This window comes from Pseudoclavibacter sp. CFCC 11306, assembly GCF_008831235.1.
In the GTDB taxonomy this organism is placed as follows: Bacteria; Actinomycetota; Actinomycetes; order Actinomycetales; family Microbacteriaceae; genus Pseudoclavibacter_A.
Window position 1 is genome coordinate 1,512,506 of record NZ_WBKF01000001.1, and the last position, 15,283, is coordinate 1,527,788.

General features: G+C 65.4%; 10 protein-coding genes. 3 read left to right on the top strand and 7 right to left on the bottom strand.

The genetic code is table 11. The features are described 5' to 3' along the window. Positions 1-69 precede the first annotated feature (69 nt). Both F8O09_RS06720 and F8O09_RS06725 read right to left on the bottom strand, forming a co-directional pair. Positions 70-1,491 (bottom strand): Na+/H+ antiporter NhaC family protein, encoded by a 1,422-nt coding sequence (locus F8O09_RS06720; RefSeq protein WP_158054369.1) that lies wholly within the window; start codon positions 1,489-1,491, stop codon positions 70-72. A gap of 258 nt (positions 1,492-1,749) precedes the next feature. Continuing rightward, the gene (locus tag F8O09_RS06725) at positions 1,750-2,928 is read right to left on the bottom strand and encodes an FAD-dependent oxidoreductase (RefSeq protein ID WP_158054370.1); all 1,179 of its coding nucleotides are present in this window, start codon (positions 2,926-2,928) and stop codon (positions 1,750-1,752) included. An 81-nt stretch (positions 2,929-3,009) separates the two neighbouring features. Between F8O09_RS06725 and F8O09_RS06730 the strand changes: the two genes are divergently transcribed. Next, entirely contained in the window at positions 3,010-3,780 is a 771-nt protein-coding gene (locus F8O09_RS06730) for a tyrosine-protein phosphatase (RefSeq protein ID WP_158054371.1), read from the top strand. A gap of 162 nt (positions 3,781-3,942) precedes the next feature. After that, on the top strand, positions 3,943-5,583 hold the full coding sequence (locus tag F8O09_RS06735; protein WP_225732903.1) for a D-serine ammonia-lyase: 1,641 nt from the start codon (positions 3,943-3,945) through the stop codon (positions 5,581-5,583). A gap of 456 nt (positions 5,584-6,039) precedes the next feature. Here the strand turns inward: F8O09_RS06735 and F8O09_RS06740 are convergent, their stop codons facing one another. From F8O09_RS06740 to F8O09_RS06760, 5 genes are all read right to left on the bottom strand, one after another. Beyond that, positions 6,040-6,831 (bottom strand): hypothetical protein, encoded by a 792-nt coding sequence (locus tag F8O09_RS06740; protein ID WP_158054372.1) that lies wholly within the window; start codon positions 6,829-6,831, stop codon positions 6,040-6,042. Between the two features lie 22 nt (positions 6,832-6,853). After that, positions 6,854-9,310 carry an immunoglobulin-like domain-containing protein gene (locus F8O09_RS06745; RefSeq protein ID WP_158054373.1) on the bottom strand — a complete coding sequence of 819 codons (2,457 nt, stop codon included), beginning with the start codon at positions 9,308-9,310 and terminating at the stop codon, positions 6,854-6,856. Between the two features lie 773 nt (positions 9,311-10,083). After that, positions 10,084-10,887 (bottom strand): SDR family NAD(P)-dependent oxidoreductase, encoded by an 804-nt coding sequence (locus tag F8O09_RS06750; protein WP_158054374.1) that lies wholly within the window; start codon positions 10,885-10,887, stop codon positions 10,084-10,086. Between the two features lie 142 nt (positions 10,888-11,029). Then, complete coding sequence (solA, locus tag F8O09_RS06755; RefSeq protein WP_158054375.1) at positions 11,030-12,196, bottom strand: N-methyl-L-tryptophan oxidase; 1,167 nt, start codon at positions 12,194-12,196, stop codon at positions 11,030-11,032. Positions 12,197-12,243: 47 nt separating this feature from the next. Then, complete coding sequence (locus tag F8O09_RS06760; RefSeq protein WP_192497597.1) at positions 12,244-13,890, bottom strand: amidohydrolase; 1,647 nt, start codon at positions 13,888-13,890, stop codon at positions 12,244-12,246. 353 nt (positions 13,891-14,243) lie between these two features. Here F8O09_RS06760 and F8O09_RS06765 point away from each other — a divergent pair, with 353 nt between their 5' ends. Next, complete coding sequence (locus F8O09_RS06765) at positions 14,244-15,254, top strand: aliphatic sulfonate ABC transporter substrate-binding protein (RefSeq protein ID WP_192497598.1); 1,011 nt, start codon at positions 14,244-14,246, stop codon at positions 15,252-15,254. Positions 15,255-15,283 lie beyond the last annotated feature (29 nt).

The following is a 15,283-nucleotide window of genomic DNA, read 5'->3' on the forward strand; positions in this document are numbered from 1 at the left end:
GGCGATGAGTCTGCGCCGCGACATGGTGTCAGAGGAGGCGCAGACTCATCGCGGATCAGCGAGAGGGACTCATCGGGTCTCGAAGAAGAGAATGACCAAGTACATCAGACAGGTCGGCACAAGCAGCAGCCATCCGGTGATGATCATGTTCTTCAGGTTTCTCGACCCTGCGAGACCCATGGCCCCGATCATGTTGCCGTTCGGGAACGGACCATAGGTGTCGGCCTTCGAGGCGAAGAGCAGCACGATGACCCAGGCGCTGGCCGGAACGCCGAGGGCGGCTCCGATTCCCCCGAACACTTTGTCGATGAGCACCACCTGCGCTGCGGTTCCTCCGGGAACCCCGACCCAGCCGAGCAGCGCGATGATGATGGTGAACGCATAGGCCGATCCGCTGGCGAGGCTGTCGCCGAAGCTGTCGAGGATGACCTGGAACGGAGCCAATGCGTCGATCTGCGCGAAGAGCACGGCCAGCAGCCAGAACAGCGCGAACATGCTGATCATGCCCGACATGCCGTCGTACATGCGTTTGAGCACACCGACGAGCGACAGCCCGCCGGCCAGGCCCGTGGCCACGGCGATGACAGGCAGGGCCAACAGCGGGAACGACGTTCCCGAGTTCGAGACGATCGCATAGGCGACGCTGGCGACCAACGTGATCACGAAGGCAAGAGTGGCCGCGCCCACACGGCGCTTCTCACCGGGTTCGCTCTGCACAGGCTCGATCGTCTCGTAGTAGTCGCTCGCATCGTCCTTCGTACGCTTCTGCATCCAACGCACGACGAAGACGCCCAAGATCATGGTGAGCAGAGCAAGCGGGCCGGCACCGTAGATGACGAAGTCGAGGTACCCGACCTCGGCGGCCTCCATGATGACCACGTTCGAACCGGCGAACGGGGCGAGAGCGAGACCGGCGCATCCACCGGTGAACATCATCGATGCGGTCGCAGACTTCGTGAAGCCCACGCGAGCTGCGATCGGGATCAGCACAGGTGCTGCGATCGCCAGGGCGCCGGCCAGCGTGCCGAGGCTCAGCACCAGAACCAGACATGACACCATGATGCCGATGCTGATCGCGGTCTGTCCGCGGCCGCCGACCACACCCATGATGCTTCGCACGATCTTCTCGGCGACTCCCGTCTCGCGCAGCACCTCGCCCACACCGGCCCCAAGCATGATGATGAGACCGATGACGACGAGCGAGTCTCCCAAGGAGTCGCCGAGCATGACCCCGGCGTCTTTCGGGCTGGGATGCAGCATGGCAAAGCCTGCGATAATTGCCGCGACCGTGGCGATCACGACGTCCATGCCCATCAGGCAGAGCACGGCGTAGAGAACGATCGGCAGCACTCCCCAAAGCGTGGGAGCGCTGTTGAACGCGCCGAGTACGGCCGAGGCGACGATACCGACCAGAGCGATCACATAGGTGATGCGCTCTTTCGTCGAGAGCGGTCCTCTCTTCTCGAGGTGGGCATGCAGCGCTGTGGACATCAGGTTCCTTCCGCGGGGGGATCTACAGCCGAGCTCAGGCAAAGCTAGTGCAAGGATGTTGCAGTTGTGTTTCGAATCCTAAAGATCGCAGCGAACGCTCGTCACCGATCTCAGGCACAAATATACGATCAGGGCACAGTACCCGGCACATCTGTGGGCCGGACGGCTGCAGCGTTGATCATTCTCGCGACGGATAATCGCATACGTCCTTAATGATTTGAATCGTATGATCTTCGAGCAGGCCTCGTCTGATGCTGCTTACAGCCCAAACCGCGAGAGCGCGAACCGTGGCATCGGGCGGGCGTCGGCGTTCAACGCATGATCAGCCAGCATCCGCCCCACGGCGGGAGTGAATTTGAAGCCGTGCCCGCTGAAGCCGGCGCCGACCACGATCGGGCCGCGTCGGTCGACGACGAAGTCTTCATCGGGAGTTGTGGTGTACGTGCAGCTCACCGGCACCAGACGATCGGGGTCGGCGCCCGGCAGCCATTCGCGCACGTAGCGCTGCAGCGCAGCCAGCTGACGGGGTTCGGGCTGATATGAGCGATGATCGGGGTCGACCACCGGCCCGGTGCCATGCCAGCCGGCCTTGACGCCCTCACCGGGGGTGAGCATGCCGTAGACATCTGAGTACCACCAGTCAGTGCGGTGGTCGCCTGCGGCCGCAAGGTGGTTGAAACCGGGCCAGAGCGCCTGCGTGGCCTCGTCGACGCCGACGAGTGCTGCGGCGCCATCGGCTGCGCCGGCTGCGGTCAGGGCGAAGTGGGCCGGTTGCTCCTGTGTGACCCGCAGCGGCGGCAGAGCCACAAGCCCGTCAAGCAGCGGATGCGCCCACGCGCCTGCTGTGACGACCAGGCTGGGTGCGGAGTAGGTCGCATCATCGGTGCTCACGCGAACGGTCTGGCCGTCGGCGGCGACCTCGATCGCGCGCACCGCGGTGTCGTACCGGAACTCGGCGTCGTGCCGGACCGCAGCAGCCTGCAGCGCGGGAATCGCGCGATCGGGGTTCAGCCGGCCGCCGTCAGGCGTGTATGTCACGCGGGTGTCGAAGCGGATGCCTGGCCAGCGTTCCTGCGCCTCGTGCGGCGTCAGCGTGGTCGCCGAGAAGCCATGCTGATGCAGCAGCTCGTCGTGATGCTCGGGCTCGCCGGCACCATGGTTGACCAGACCGACCAAGTCGAGTACGCGGGTGTCGGTCTCGGCTTCGAGCGCACGCCACAGATACCCGGCCTCGGCAACGAGATCGAGGTAGTCGGGCTCGGTGTAGGCGATGTTGAAGTTGCGGCTCGCCCCATGCGACGCGCCATGAGCGTGCAGCTGTGCGAAGCGCTCGATCAGCAGCACCGACCTGCCGGCACGGGCGAGCTGCCAGGCGGTCGCCGAGCCCATCGCTCCGCCGCCGATGATGATGTGGTCGTAGCTGGCATCTGCAGTCATCGAACCAGCCTAGCGAGCTGCGGCGCATGGCCCATCTCACGCGCGCTGCACAGCGTCGTGCCCGCACGATAGCCTGAACACATGCCTGCCGCCGACCACGCTTTCACGCAATCTGACTCGATGCGCTCCCGCGACATCCGCCTGCCGGGCTTCATCAACCTGCGCGACGTCGGCGGGCTGCCGCTCGCACACGGTGGGCAGACCCGCTCGCAGCGTCTGTATCGCAGCGCGGCGCCGGGCACGCTCAGCCCAGAGGCATCGCAGTGGCTCGAGGCCAGTCCGATCGACACGGTGGTCGATCTGCGCACCGCCCGCGAGCGCGAGGATCTGCCCAACGCGTTCGGCATTCGGCGGGCCGTACGCACGCTCAACCTGCCGCTGCTCGAGGGCTCCCTGCAGGCGAGCCTCGCCGGACTGCCCACGCTGCCCGACCTCTACCGCAGCATGCTCGACGACGATGCCGAGGTCTTCGCTGCGATCGCACGTGACGTGGCTGAAGATCGCGGCGCGGTGCTGGTGCACTGCACGGCGGGCAAAGACCGCACCGGCGTGACCGTCGCGCTGCTGCTGCTCGCCGTCGGTGTGCCGCAGGATGCCGTCGTCGCCGACTACGCCGAGACCACCGCGAACCTGGCCGGGCGCTGGCTGCAGGGCACGCTTGCGAAGGTCGAGGCCGCCGGTGCGGTGGTGACGGATGCGTTGCGCACGCTGATCGCCGAAGCCCCGCCCGAAGCGTTGGAGGCTGCGATCGACCACCTCGACACTCGGTATGGCAGTGCGGTCGAATACCTGCTGCGCAACGGACTCACCGATGCCGAGGTTGCGGCGCTGCAGAGCTCGCTGAGTGTCTGAGACTTGTGGTTCCGGCACGCACCTGCAGCGTTCGCTCCGTCTGTACCTCGTTCGCTCCAGATCGAGCGATCCTGAGCGAACCGTGCCTGCTCCGAGCGATCGCTGCAGGCAGACCAGACCATGCTGTAGCTGCACCGGCGAACAGGCGCATATCATCAGTGCATGGATGCAGTGACCGATCTGACGAACAGTCTGGAGAACCGCCTCAGAGACCGCCTGGGCGCAGCCGCACTCATGCGACTTCGTGCCGGTGAATCAGTGTTCTGGCCCGACCCCGACGTACTTGCAGCCGACGAGGCACTGGCCCCGGCGCCGACGGCCACAGAGCTCGCGGCACCAGCGCCTGCTACAGCATCAGCGACAGGAGCAGCAACAGCAACAACACCTGCCACAGCTGCAGCAGCTGCAGCCGCACGAGCACCGTCTCAATACCCCGTGCTCGGCGCCGCAGACATCGCAGATGCGACCGAGCGCCTGCGCAGGTTCGCCCCATACCTCGCACTGGTCTTTCCCGAGACCGAGCGAACGCTCGGCGTCATCGAGTCGCCTGTGGTCGCAGTGCCGAGTCTGCAGCAGCGGCTCAGCGAGAGCCTGAACCTGTCAGGCGTGTCAGCGGATGCTGCGGCGCCGTCACCAGACCGGGCGTCGGCCGGTCATGCGGGCGCGAGCATGGCATCCGCAGGCACGATAGACAGGACCCAGACCGGCAGAGCCCAGCTCAGCAGCACCCAACCCGGCATGTCGCTGCCCGGCACGCCGCTGCCTGGCAACCTGTGGCTGAAGCTCGACAGCCGCCTTCCCATCTCGGGTTCGATCAAGGCACGCGGCGGCATCTACGAAGTGCTGCGCCATGCCGAGTCGCTCGCCCTCGACGCCGGCATGATCACCACCCGCGACGACTACCGGCGCTTCGCCGACCCGGCGTTCACCGAGTTCTTCGCGCGGCATTCGGTGTCGGTGGGCTCGACCGGCAACCTGGGGCTCTCGATCGGCATCATGGCAGCGAAGCTCGGGTTCAGCACCACGGTGCACATGTCGGCCGACGCCCGCCAATGGAAGAAAGACCGGCTGCGCCACGACGGCGTCGAGGTGCTCGAGTACGAAGGCGACTACTCGACGGCTGTGGCCGCCGGCCGTGAGCGCGCGCAGGGCGACCCGCTGGCACACTTCATCGACGACGAGAACTCTCCCAGCCTGTTTCTGGGCTACGCCGTCGCCGCCCACCGCATCAAAGCGCAGTTCGAGGCGCTCGACGTGGTGATCGACGAGGAGCATCCGCTGTTTCTGCACCTGCCCTGCGGCGTCGGCGGCGGGCCCGGCGGCATCACCTTCGGCGCGAAGCACGCGTTCGGCGACGCCGTGCACTGTGTCTTCGTCGAGCCGGCCCGCAGCCCCAGCATGCTGCTCGGCCTCGCATCCAGCCTCGACGACCAGATCGACGTGCACGCGGCCGGCCTCGACAACGTGACCGCGGCCGACGGACTCGCCTGTGCCCGCCCCTCCGGCTTTGTCGCCCACACCGTTCGGCATCTGGTCGACGCCTGCGCGACCGTGCCCGATGCGCACATGTTCGAGCTGCTCGCCCTGCTGCACGACAGCGAGGGCATCGACATAGAGCCCTCATCGACGGTGGGCATCGATTCGTTCGTGAGGCTTGCGTCACTGCCCGCTGACGATCCGTACCGCCTGCGGATGCGACTGACCGACGAGCGCATGGCTCGCGCCACGCATGTGGCCTGGGCGACCGGCGGCAGCATGGTCCCAGCCGCTGAGATGGCTGCGTACATCGCACGCGGGCGGTGAGCTGGTCACTTGCGCACAGGCTCATCCGTGAGAATCTGCGCGCGGAGCCTGCTGACCGGGCCAACTCTGCCGCCCGAAAGTACAGAACGCGCGACCATCACTCGGTGACGCCCACACCTTCTGCCGCCTCACTTCCAAACCCGTCACAGCATCCACCGAAAGTGCAGAAGCTGTGACCTTCGCGCGCTGATGCCCACGTCTTCTGCACACTCGCGTCAAAACCAGCCACAGCATCCACCGAAAGTACAGATTCGGCCCCGCGCAGTGAGTCCCGTGCACGGATCCGCCGGCCACGACACCGTTCCGCTCAGATCAGCTCAATTTCAGCGGAGCGGCGCCCGCCTCAGCGGATCCGTGCACGCGCCGGCCTCCCACTCGTCAGCCCTCAATGTGACGCGACTCTGCGCGGGCGCTCAAACCGAGGCCAGCCTGCCCTCCACACTCGCCCGCGCCCCGCTACCCCAGCGCGACGACGGGGCCAGAGCGCCCTGAAGACACCGCCCGCAGACCGATCGGCACGGCCTCGGCGGCACGAGCCGCAAGCTCCCCGCCCGATGACGCGGATGCTCCCCCGCCGCCCATGACCCGGTCACGTTGGTCGGCGCCCGGCCACACGACCGCCGCCACGTTGTCAGTGGGTTCGGGCAGCTGTGCGCCGACCAGCAGAAACCGCTGATCGAGGCTGCTGGCCGAGACGCGGTCGACGACCGCGTTGAGCGCTGCGCCCACCACGATGATCAGGGCGGGATGATCGTCCACCAGCTCCTGCAGCCGGGCGTCGTCCTGCTCTGCCACGGCGAGGTCGACGCGTCGCACAGCGTCGGCGTGCGAACGAACGGCCTCGATCACGGCCGCAGATGCGTTGCGGGCGTCGCCTGCGGCATCCGCCGGAACGACCACGACGACCGAGCCGAACCTCGCCGACGTCGTCGCAAGCGCATCTGGTGCGATCGTCGCGCCGGCGACGTCGACCACCTCTGCCGAGCCGGCTGCGGCGGATGCGGCGTCCGAGCCGGCCTCCGCGGCTTCTGCCGACAGCGTGGGCGCGGTCGCGGCGCTGAGCGGCTGCTCGGGCTGGTCGGAATCCGCGACGCAGCCAGATGCCGCGCAGGCGCCCCCCACGACGAGCGACATTCCGCTCGCGATCACGGCCAGACGGCGCAACGCCCGTGCCGCCCACCGCGACGTCGGAACGACCGACGAACGCGAGCGAGCGGCACGGGCCTGCCTCAGGTCGGCGACGGTCATCGCCGAGCCTCGCAGGTCATCGTCATGCGCGGCGACGCCGCACGATCAGGGTGACCGCACCGGCGGCCGCGAGCAGCAGACCGACGGCGAGGGCGGCCCCGGTTGCACCGGTCTGAGCGAGGCGCCCGGGCTGGTCAGCGGCGGGTAGCTCAGCGGTGGGCTGGTCAGCGGATGCAGGAGACTGGTCAGCGGGCGACTGCGGCGCATCGTTCTGCCCCGTGCCCTCTTCGCCCGTGTCCTCACCAGGCTCAGGCGTCGGCGTGGCCTTCGCAGCCACTGTCACCGTGCGCTTCGCGGTCGCTGCGTTGTTCGCGGCGTCAGTCACCGTGTAGGTGAGCGTGTAGGCACCGGGAGTCGCGGTGTCGACCGTTCCCTCGACCTTCACCGAGCCGGTCAGGTCGCCGTCGCGAACGTCGACGGCGCTGACCCCGTTGAGCGGGTCGAACTCGGCGCCCTGCTCGATCGTGCCGTCAGCCGGCACGGTGAGCGCAGGCGCAGTCGTGTCGACCTTCTGCAGCTTGACCTCGTCGACGACGCTGTTCACCGGCTTGTCGTCACCCTTCTGCTCGCTGCGCAGCGTCTTCACGGTGATCGAGTCGTCGGTCACGGCGATGTGCGAGTAGTTGCGCACCTTCTCTTGGTTCTGCACCGAGGCGTACCAGGCATCGGGCGCGGTGATGTCGTAGTACTTCGAGCCGCTGGCCGAGTTGGCCGTGACATAGAGCACCTCGCCGGGCTTGGCGGTGACCGTGCCCTGCGCGGCGGTCTCGTCGGGGTTCGCGAGCTCGCCGTCCTTGATCAGGTAGGTGCGCGTGTACGAATGATCGTGGCCCTGCAGCACCAGGTCGAAGCCGGCGTCAGAGGCGATCGTGGGCAGTGCGGCTCGCAGGTCTTTGATCTGCTTGTCGTTGACGTGAGCTGCGATCGAGTAGATCGAGTGGTGGAACGCGAGCACCTTCCACTTGGCCTTGGCACCCTGTTCTCTCACGACCCGGTCGACGAACTCCTTGTGGCTGGCCGTGTCGCCGTTGTTCGAGTTGAGCACCACGTAGAGCACGTCTTTGTAGATGAACCAGTAGTCGCCGCCCGATGCTGTCGCGCTGGTCGCCTTGCCGTGATCCTGATCCCAGTTCGGCACCGAGAAGTGCTGCTCGTAGGCCTTCGACCCCACGTCGTGGTTGCCGTTGACCGGCACCAGCGGCACTTGGCGCATCTGCTTCGGCTTCAGGAACGTGTCGTACTCGTCTTCACGCGAGGCGGTGTTGACCTGGTCGCCTGCCGAGAACAGCATCTCGCTGTTCGGGTAGGTCTGCTCGGCGACGTCGACGGTGTCGACCCAGCCCTTCTCGTCGTTCGCAAGATTGCCCGAGGCGCCCACCTGCGGGTCGCCGAAGAAGAGAAACTCATAGTCGCCCGAGAAGGCCTTGGTGGCGAAGGTCTCGGTCGCCGCCCAGCCGGTCGCGTCGCTGCCGACGCGGTAGACGTAGGTCGTGTTCGGCTCGAGCCCGGTGATGGTCGCGTCGTGCGCGAACTCGCCGCTGGTCGTCTTGCCCTTGGCGGATGCGGCGATCGTCTTGGCCTTGTCGGCCGGAAACTGATCGCCGGTCACGTCGGTCTGCTTCGCGACCTGCACGGCTTGATCGGTCGAAGTGGCGGTGTACCAGTTCAGGCGACGCTGCGATTCGTCGTCGCCGATGGTGAGCACCACGTCAGTGGGCGGGGTCGGGTCAACCGGAGCTTCAGGCTGCGCCGGGGCAAGCGACTGCAGATCGAAGTAGACGTCGGAGCTGCTCTTGCGATCCTGGTAGAGCGCCACTGCGATCGTGTTCTCGCCCTCGTGCAGCGCGGTCGACGGCACGCTGAACGTCGCCGGCGCCGGATCGCTCGCCCCGCTGCCGGCATACATCAGATTGCGCTGAGCCTCAGGAGCCTGCTCGACGCGTTCGTCCGAGAGCCCGGCGACCTTGGCGCCGTTGACGAAGATCTGCGCGCCGTCGTCGTAGAGTGCGGTGCCGGTGAACTCCGTCGCCGACGCGAGCTGCTGCTTCGTGACGTTCACCTTGGTGCGAAAGTGAAAGGTCGGCACGTCGTCTTTGCTGTCGCCGATGTACTGGGTCAGCAGAGTGTTCGCGGTGTGGCCGCCGATGCCGGTCGCAGCGCCGTGCTTCGCACCGAACGAGCCCTTGCCGCTCTTCCACTTCGAGTCGTCGAAGGATGCAGTGGTCCAGCTGAGTCGATCAGCCGAGCCCGCAGCCGGGTCGGTGTTGTTGTCTGAGTACTTCCAGGTCGTCGATGCGGTGCTGAGCAGCGGCTGAACCGCCTCGGCAGCGATGGCCTGCGGCTCGGCTGTCGTGCCGAACGAAGCGCCGACGACGAGCGGAGCACCCACAAGGGCGATGCCGGTCATGATGGCTGTGAGTCTGGTGCGCCGACGGCCGGCGCCCGAATGGGCTCCAGCCGCGGGGAGGGGGACGTTCACGAAGATGACTCCTCTGTTTCAGGGGTTTCGGGGAATGTCGTCTGAACGCTCGCAGCAGGATGTCGCAGAAACGAGCATCAGGCCATCCGAAGTGATCAGACTCGGCGACAGTACGGTTCTCAGATGACGCCAAGCCTGATCACAGCTGAACAACAGGTGAAGCCAGCTCAGCTCCTTGCCTTGTGTGACAGCCCCTGCTGCTTCTGCGCAGGCGATGCCGATCGAGCCAGAGCCGCTCCGCGAAAGCACAGAACCTGCGGAATGACCCACGAAAGTGCAGAACGTGCCGAATGAGCCAGAGCCGCCCTGCGAAAGCACAGAACCTGTGACCTTCGCCCGCTGATGCCCGCATATTCTGCCAACTCGGATGCGGACACCCCACACCCACACCTACACCCGCACCCGCACCCGAAAGTGCAGAAGCTGTGGCATCCACTCGCTGATGCCCACGGCTTCTGCCAACTCGACGAGGAGCACCCTGCGTCTCTCACGCGAGTGCACAGAAGCTGTGGGATAGCCCCTCGAAAGTGCAGAAGCTGTGGCCTTGGCCACAGGGTCACGTGCACCGTTGGGCCGGGAAGTGCACCGTTCCGCTGCAAAGTGCCCATATTCAGCGGAACGGTGCAGTCATCAGCGAATCCGTGCGCAAGTGTTCGTGTGCGATGAAGCGTACCCACACCGGCCGCCCACATCTTGGCCGCATTGCCTCTCAGCTGGAGGCTTGCTACAGGCTTACTCGTGGCCTGGGCGGCCTGCTACAACCCCCTGCGCCCCTACTCCTGGTGCGGCTGTCCGGTCGAAGCGGTGGTGCCGCCGTCGACCGTCAGCACTGTGCCCGTGATGTACCTCGCGTCGTCACTGGCCAGAAAAAGCACCGCGGGCGCGATGTCATCCGGCGTGCTCGGCCGCCCCAACGCGATGCGGTTCGTGAACGCCGAGATGTCGCGGCCGTCGGCCCACACATCGGCATTGAGATCGGTCTCGGTGAACGCCGGTGCCACCGCGTTCACGCGCACGCCGCGCTCCCCGTAGTCGAGCGCCAGCGAGCGCACCAGCCCGTTGACGGCATGCTTCGTCGAGTTGTAGACCGACTGCCCCCAATCACCGGCAAGACCAGAGACCGATGTGATCGCGATGAAGCTGCCACGCGTCTCGGTCAGCTGCGGCAGTGCCGCCTTCGCCAGGTGGAACACCCCGTCGACGTTCACGCTGAACAGCTTGCGCCAGGCGTCTTCGGCGGTCTCGGCGATGTCTCCTGTCGTATAGATCGCCGCGCAGTTCACCACGACGTCCACACGACCGAAGCGTTCGACGACCGTGTCGATCAGAGTGCGCACGGCATCCGCATCAGAGATGTCAGTGGGGATCGCCACCGCCTGCGAGGCGGGCGCATCGCCCAGCGTCTCTTTCAGCGGCTCGGGTCGGCGACCGACGGTCACCACCGTGGCACCGTTGCCCAGAAAGGCTCGTGCGATGGCACGCCCCATGCCGCTGCCGGCGCCGGTGACGATCACCACCTTGTCATCGAGTGCGTAACGGTTGACGGTGCTTCCGGTCGCCTGGACGTGTGCGGTCATGCTCACTCCTTCTCGTAGCCCCCTCGTCTACGGCGCAGCGTACCACCCACGGAATCGCCTGCAGCGATCTCGCGCAGGGCCCGGCGACGCCAAGGTTCATGCGACGAACCCGTCTCACTGCGTGCTGACGAATACACGTTCGTCACGCCCCGCACGGTATCTGACTGGATGCCGGCTCACATGAGCGATGAGCGTCGAGACCGTAAACCAGTGGATCGTAGCCGTCTGGCAGTTCGCCCAACGCCAGTCTTGCTGCCCACCTGCTGAAGATCGGCGCGAACTTGAAACCGTGCCCGGAAAGCCCGGCGACGACGGTCAGCCTTCCGTCGTCCGACGAGTCGATGATCGGCACACGGTCGCTCGCGTAGGCGTCGTAGTGCATGCTCACCCGCACCGGTTCTGGGTTGAGATCCGGCAAGAACCACGAGGCTGTGCGCGCGATGTGCTCGAGCGTCGGCAGATCGACCTCTTTGGGAGACTCTCCGAGACTCGCGTAGTTTCCCCAGAGCTCGCCGGCGCTGGCCTTGATGCTGAATCCGTCGAGTGTCGGCACGCCGAAGAGATGTGCACCGCCCCGATCTCGAAGAAAGACAGGAAAACGGTCGGGCGAGAATCGATCGATTTGATGCGGCGCGAACCACGTGAGCGAAAGCGGCGTCACCCGCAGGAGCCCCGCGAGCTGAGGAAGCAGCTCTCCCGCCCAGCTGCCGGCGCAGACCACCACACGGTCGGCGACGATCTCGCCCTCGGCTGTGATCACAGCCACGGCATCCCCACGATGCTCGATGGCGGTTGCCGGCGAGCGAACCGCGATCTCTGCCCCATTTGCCGAGGCGATCTCCAAGCCGCTCAGCACGGCCAACTCGGGGCGAAGACCGCCTCCGAGCAGATCGAGAAAGCCGACGTCGTCTGAATCGAGGTCGTGCTGCGGGTAGCGCCGATGCAGCTCGGCGTGGTCGAGAGCCTCGTGAGGCAGGCTGAAGCGCTGCGCTTCGGATGCTGTGGTCTCGATGGCTGCAGAACCGCTCGGGCCGATTGAGAGCACCCCCGTCTCAAGCAGCAGGCTGCGTCCGACCTGTGCGCCGAGGCTCTTCCACAGGCGTCGTGCCTCGAGCAGAGCGGGCACATAGCGCTCGCCTTCGTGCACCGCGGTGCGAAACACCCTTGACTCCCCGGTGAAGGCGCCATGGCTGTGCACCGGGCCGAACCGTTCGACACCGACGACCTTGCGGCCAGGAACGGCGCTCAGCTCGGCCAGGGTCAGCGCCCCAATGGTTCCCAGTCCGACTACGACAACATCTGCTCGCATCCGTCTCCGCCTCTCTGCCTCTTACTCAGTCGTGCTGCCATGCCTCGTCATTCGACTCGGTAGACGCTCACGCCGTCGACGAAGGTCTCGACGACCTCGACCGTCGACAGGTCGGGAGTCGTGCGAAGGCTCTGGCGCAGCAGCACGAGATCTGCTGCCAGCCCCGGACGCAGCACCCCACGGTCGTCGAGTCGGTTCACCCAGGCAGCACCGGTCAGATAGGCGTCCAAGGCCGCGCTGAACTCGATGCCTTCCTGCCGTTCCAGAGGATGCGTCAGCGCCTCGTCTCCGATCGCGTGCACATCGGCTGATGGGGCAGTCCGCAGCATCCCTGTGTGCATCGCCCAGAGCGGATTGGGATCGGAGACCGGCCAGTCACTGCCCGCTGCCAGACGCGCACCGGCTCGTCTCAGAGAGGCGAACGGGAACTGAGCCGTCTCGCGGGCGACGCCGAGCTGCGGCAGCTTGCGCTCGATCATCTCTTTGTCACGACGAGCCCAGAGCATCTGTATGTTGGCAGTGACGTCGAGCTCTGCGAAACGTTCCAAGTCGGCAGGACTCACGACATCGAGATGGGCGATCTGATGCCGCCGCCCCACTCCCCCGCCCGAGCGACGGACCGCCTCGACCGCGTCCAGACACTCGCGCACGGCTCGGTCCCCACAGGCGTGATAGTGGATGTCGAAGTTCTGCGCATCGAGACGCTGAGAGATCTCGTTCAGCTCGTGCGGAGCGATGAACGACTCACCGGCCTGCGCCGGATCTGTGGCATCGGCGTATGGCGCGAGCATGGCGGCCGTGTGATTCTCGACCATGCCGTCTTGCATGATCTTGACAGTCGAAGCACTGAGCAGAGGCTCGTCACGCACCAGCTCACGCCGCCTGACGAAATCCTCGATCTGTTCCAGGCCTCGCGTTCGATCCCACCAAAGCCCCAGCGAGACGTGACTGTGCAGCGCTCCTTCATGAGCCAGCTGCAGGTACGCCTCGAACGGGTCAGGGCCCAGTTCGCTGACGCCGACCATGGCATCCGCCCAAGCGGTCACGCCGACGGAGTTGAGCCGACGCTGTGCGGCGAGTAGCGCGGCTTTCACGCCATCCAGAGATTTGACCGGCCGCAAGGCTGCCGCGAGATCCATTGCAGCGTCGAGCAGTGTGCCCAGAGGCCGACCCGCTGCGTCGCGAACGATGCGGCCGCCACGAGGGTCAGGCGTCGTGACCGTGATTCCCGCCCGTTCCAACGCACGTGAGTTGCACCACATGCTGTGACCATCATGGCCGTTCACGATGACTGGTCGATCGCTGATCACCTCGTCCAGGACAGCGGCGTTCGGCATCCCTCCCGGAAAGAGATCTCCGTACCAGCCGTACCCGACGATAACCTCGTCGTGAGGATGCTGCTCGGCATAGTCCCGCAGCAGCCGCTGGTAGCTGGTGACGTCATGCACAGGCGCCAGATCGACGCCGAGAAGGCCACTGCCGCCATGCTCCGGGTGCACATGCGCATCTTGAAAGCCCGGCAGCAGGCTTCCTCCGCGTGCATCGATCACTCGCCCGGTCGGCGACGTACCGGACCCATCCTCTGTGACGTCGGTGATGAGCCCATCGCTCACGTTGATCTGTCCTCTGACCCAGCGTCCCTGCCCCAGGTAGAGGTTCGCGTTGACAATCGTGAAAGTGCGGTCGGTCTGCATGAGGTTCCTGTCGCTGTGAGCCGCTGGTCGACGGCTGGGGTCAACCGTTCTCACACTCATTGAGCCGATTGTCAGTCAGACATTGCAAATCACCTGGGCACAAGGTGTGGATACAGGATTCAGATATGTCATTCCTGTAAACCGTGGCGACACTGATCTGCCCCTGCAGGCGCACCACATTGCCGCGGTGTTACACATTCATTTCTTCGTTATTACGAATGTGCTGTATCAGTTTTTCTGATGTTTTGAGCAATGGATGCGCATTTGCTTACGCCCCGCCACACGTCGAATCTTGAGCCATGAAACGCACGGCAGAAGCTCGGTTTCGTGCGACGAACGATCAAAGGAGCACCTTGTTCACCATCACATCACGCCCTTCTCGGCGACGCGCTCTGGCCGCCACGGCCCTCATCACCGCTCTGTCTGCAAGTGCCCTCGTCGGCTGCAGCTCTGCGAACTCCAACAGCTCTGACAGTGCCACCGACACCATCACGATCGCGACGCAGCCGTGGCTCGGCTACGGGCCGTGGTACATCGCACAGGACAAAGGCTACTTTGCAGATCAGGGGGTCGACGCCAAGATCACCAGCGTCGACGACGATTCCCAGATGACCGCGGCACTCGGTTCGGGCCAGGTCGACGTCGCGAATGCCGCCTCGCACTCTGCCCTGCAGTGGCTTGAGAACGGACAGGAGGGCTATATCGGCCTGCTGCTCGACACGTCGCTCACCGCGGATGCAGTGCTCGCTTCGGACGGCATCTCGTCGATCACCGATCTGAAGGGCAAGAAAGTCGCCTATGAAGAAGGCTCCGTCAGCAACCTGCTGCTCGATCACGCGCTGACTGAGAACGGCATGTCAATCAACGACGTCGAATCGGTGCCGATGGCTCCGTCAGATGCCGCTGTCGCCCTCTCCTCTGGCCGGGTGGATGCCGCGGTCACCTACGAGCCTTACATCACCGATTCGCTGGCTCAGAACTCGTCGATCAAGAAGCTCTACACAGCCGACAAGAAAGAGGGGCTGATCTCGGACGTGCTGTTCATCTCGAAGAAGGCTCTCGAAGAGAAGCCCGAAGCGGTGCGCAAGACCATTGCAGCATGGGGCCCCGCAGTCGACTTCTACAACTCGAACACCGATGAGGCGCAGAAGATCATCGCCACCAACATCGGTTCGTCGGCTGACGATCTGAAAACCGCTTTCGCAGGAGTGAAGTTCTTCTCCCTCGAAGACAACAAGACAGAGCTCGGCGGCAACTACCTCGAAAACGTGCTGCCCAGCGTTCAGGAGTCGGCTCTCAGCGCCGGCATCCTCACGAAGAAGACCGACCTCAGCAAAGTCGTCGACACCCAGTTCGTGAAGTGACGCTGGCTCAGGCCGAGACCGTTGAGATC

Coding starts and splice junctions, on each gene's coding strand:
- F8O09_RS06740 (WP_158054372.1), bottom strand. CDS start 6,831: ATGACCGTCGCCGACCTGAGGCAGGCCCGTGCCGCTCGCTCGCGTTCG.
- F8O09_RS06730 (WP_158054371.1), top strand. CDS start 3,010: ATGCCTGCCGCCGACCACGCTTTCACGCAATCTGACTCGATGCGCTCC.
- solA (WP_158054375.1), bottom strand. CDS start 12,196: ATGCGAGCAGATGTTGTCGTAGTCGGACTGGGAACCATTGGGGCGCTG.
- F8O09_RS06720 (WP_158054369.1), bottom strand. CDS start 1,491: ATGTCCACAGCGCTGCATGCCCACCTCGAGAAGAGAGGACCGCTCTCG.
- F8O09_RS06725 (WP_158054370.1), bottom strand. CDS start 2,928: ATGACTGCAGATGCCAGCTACGACCACATCATCATCGGCGGCGGAGCG.
- F8O09_RS06750 (WP_158054374.1), bottom strand. CDS start 10,887: ATGACCGCACACGTCCAGGCGACCGGAAGCACCGTCAACCGTTACGCA.
- F8O09_RS06735 (WP_225732903.1), top strand. CDS start 3,943: ATGGATGCAGTGACCGATCTGACGAACAGTCTGGAGAACCGCCTCAGA.
- F8O09_RS06760 (WP_192497597.1), bottom strand. CDS start 13,890: ATGCAGACCGACCGCACTTTCACGATTGTCAACGCGAACCTCTACCTG.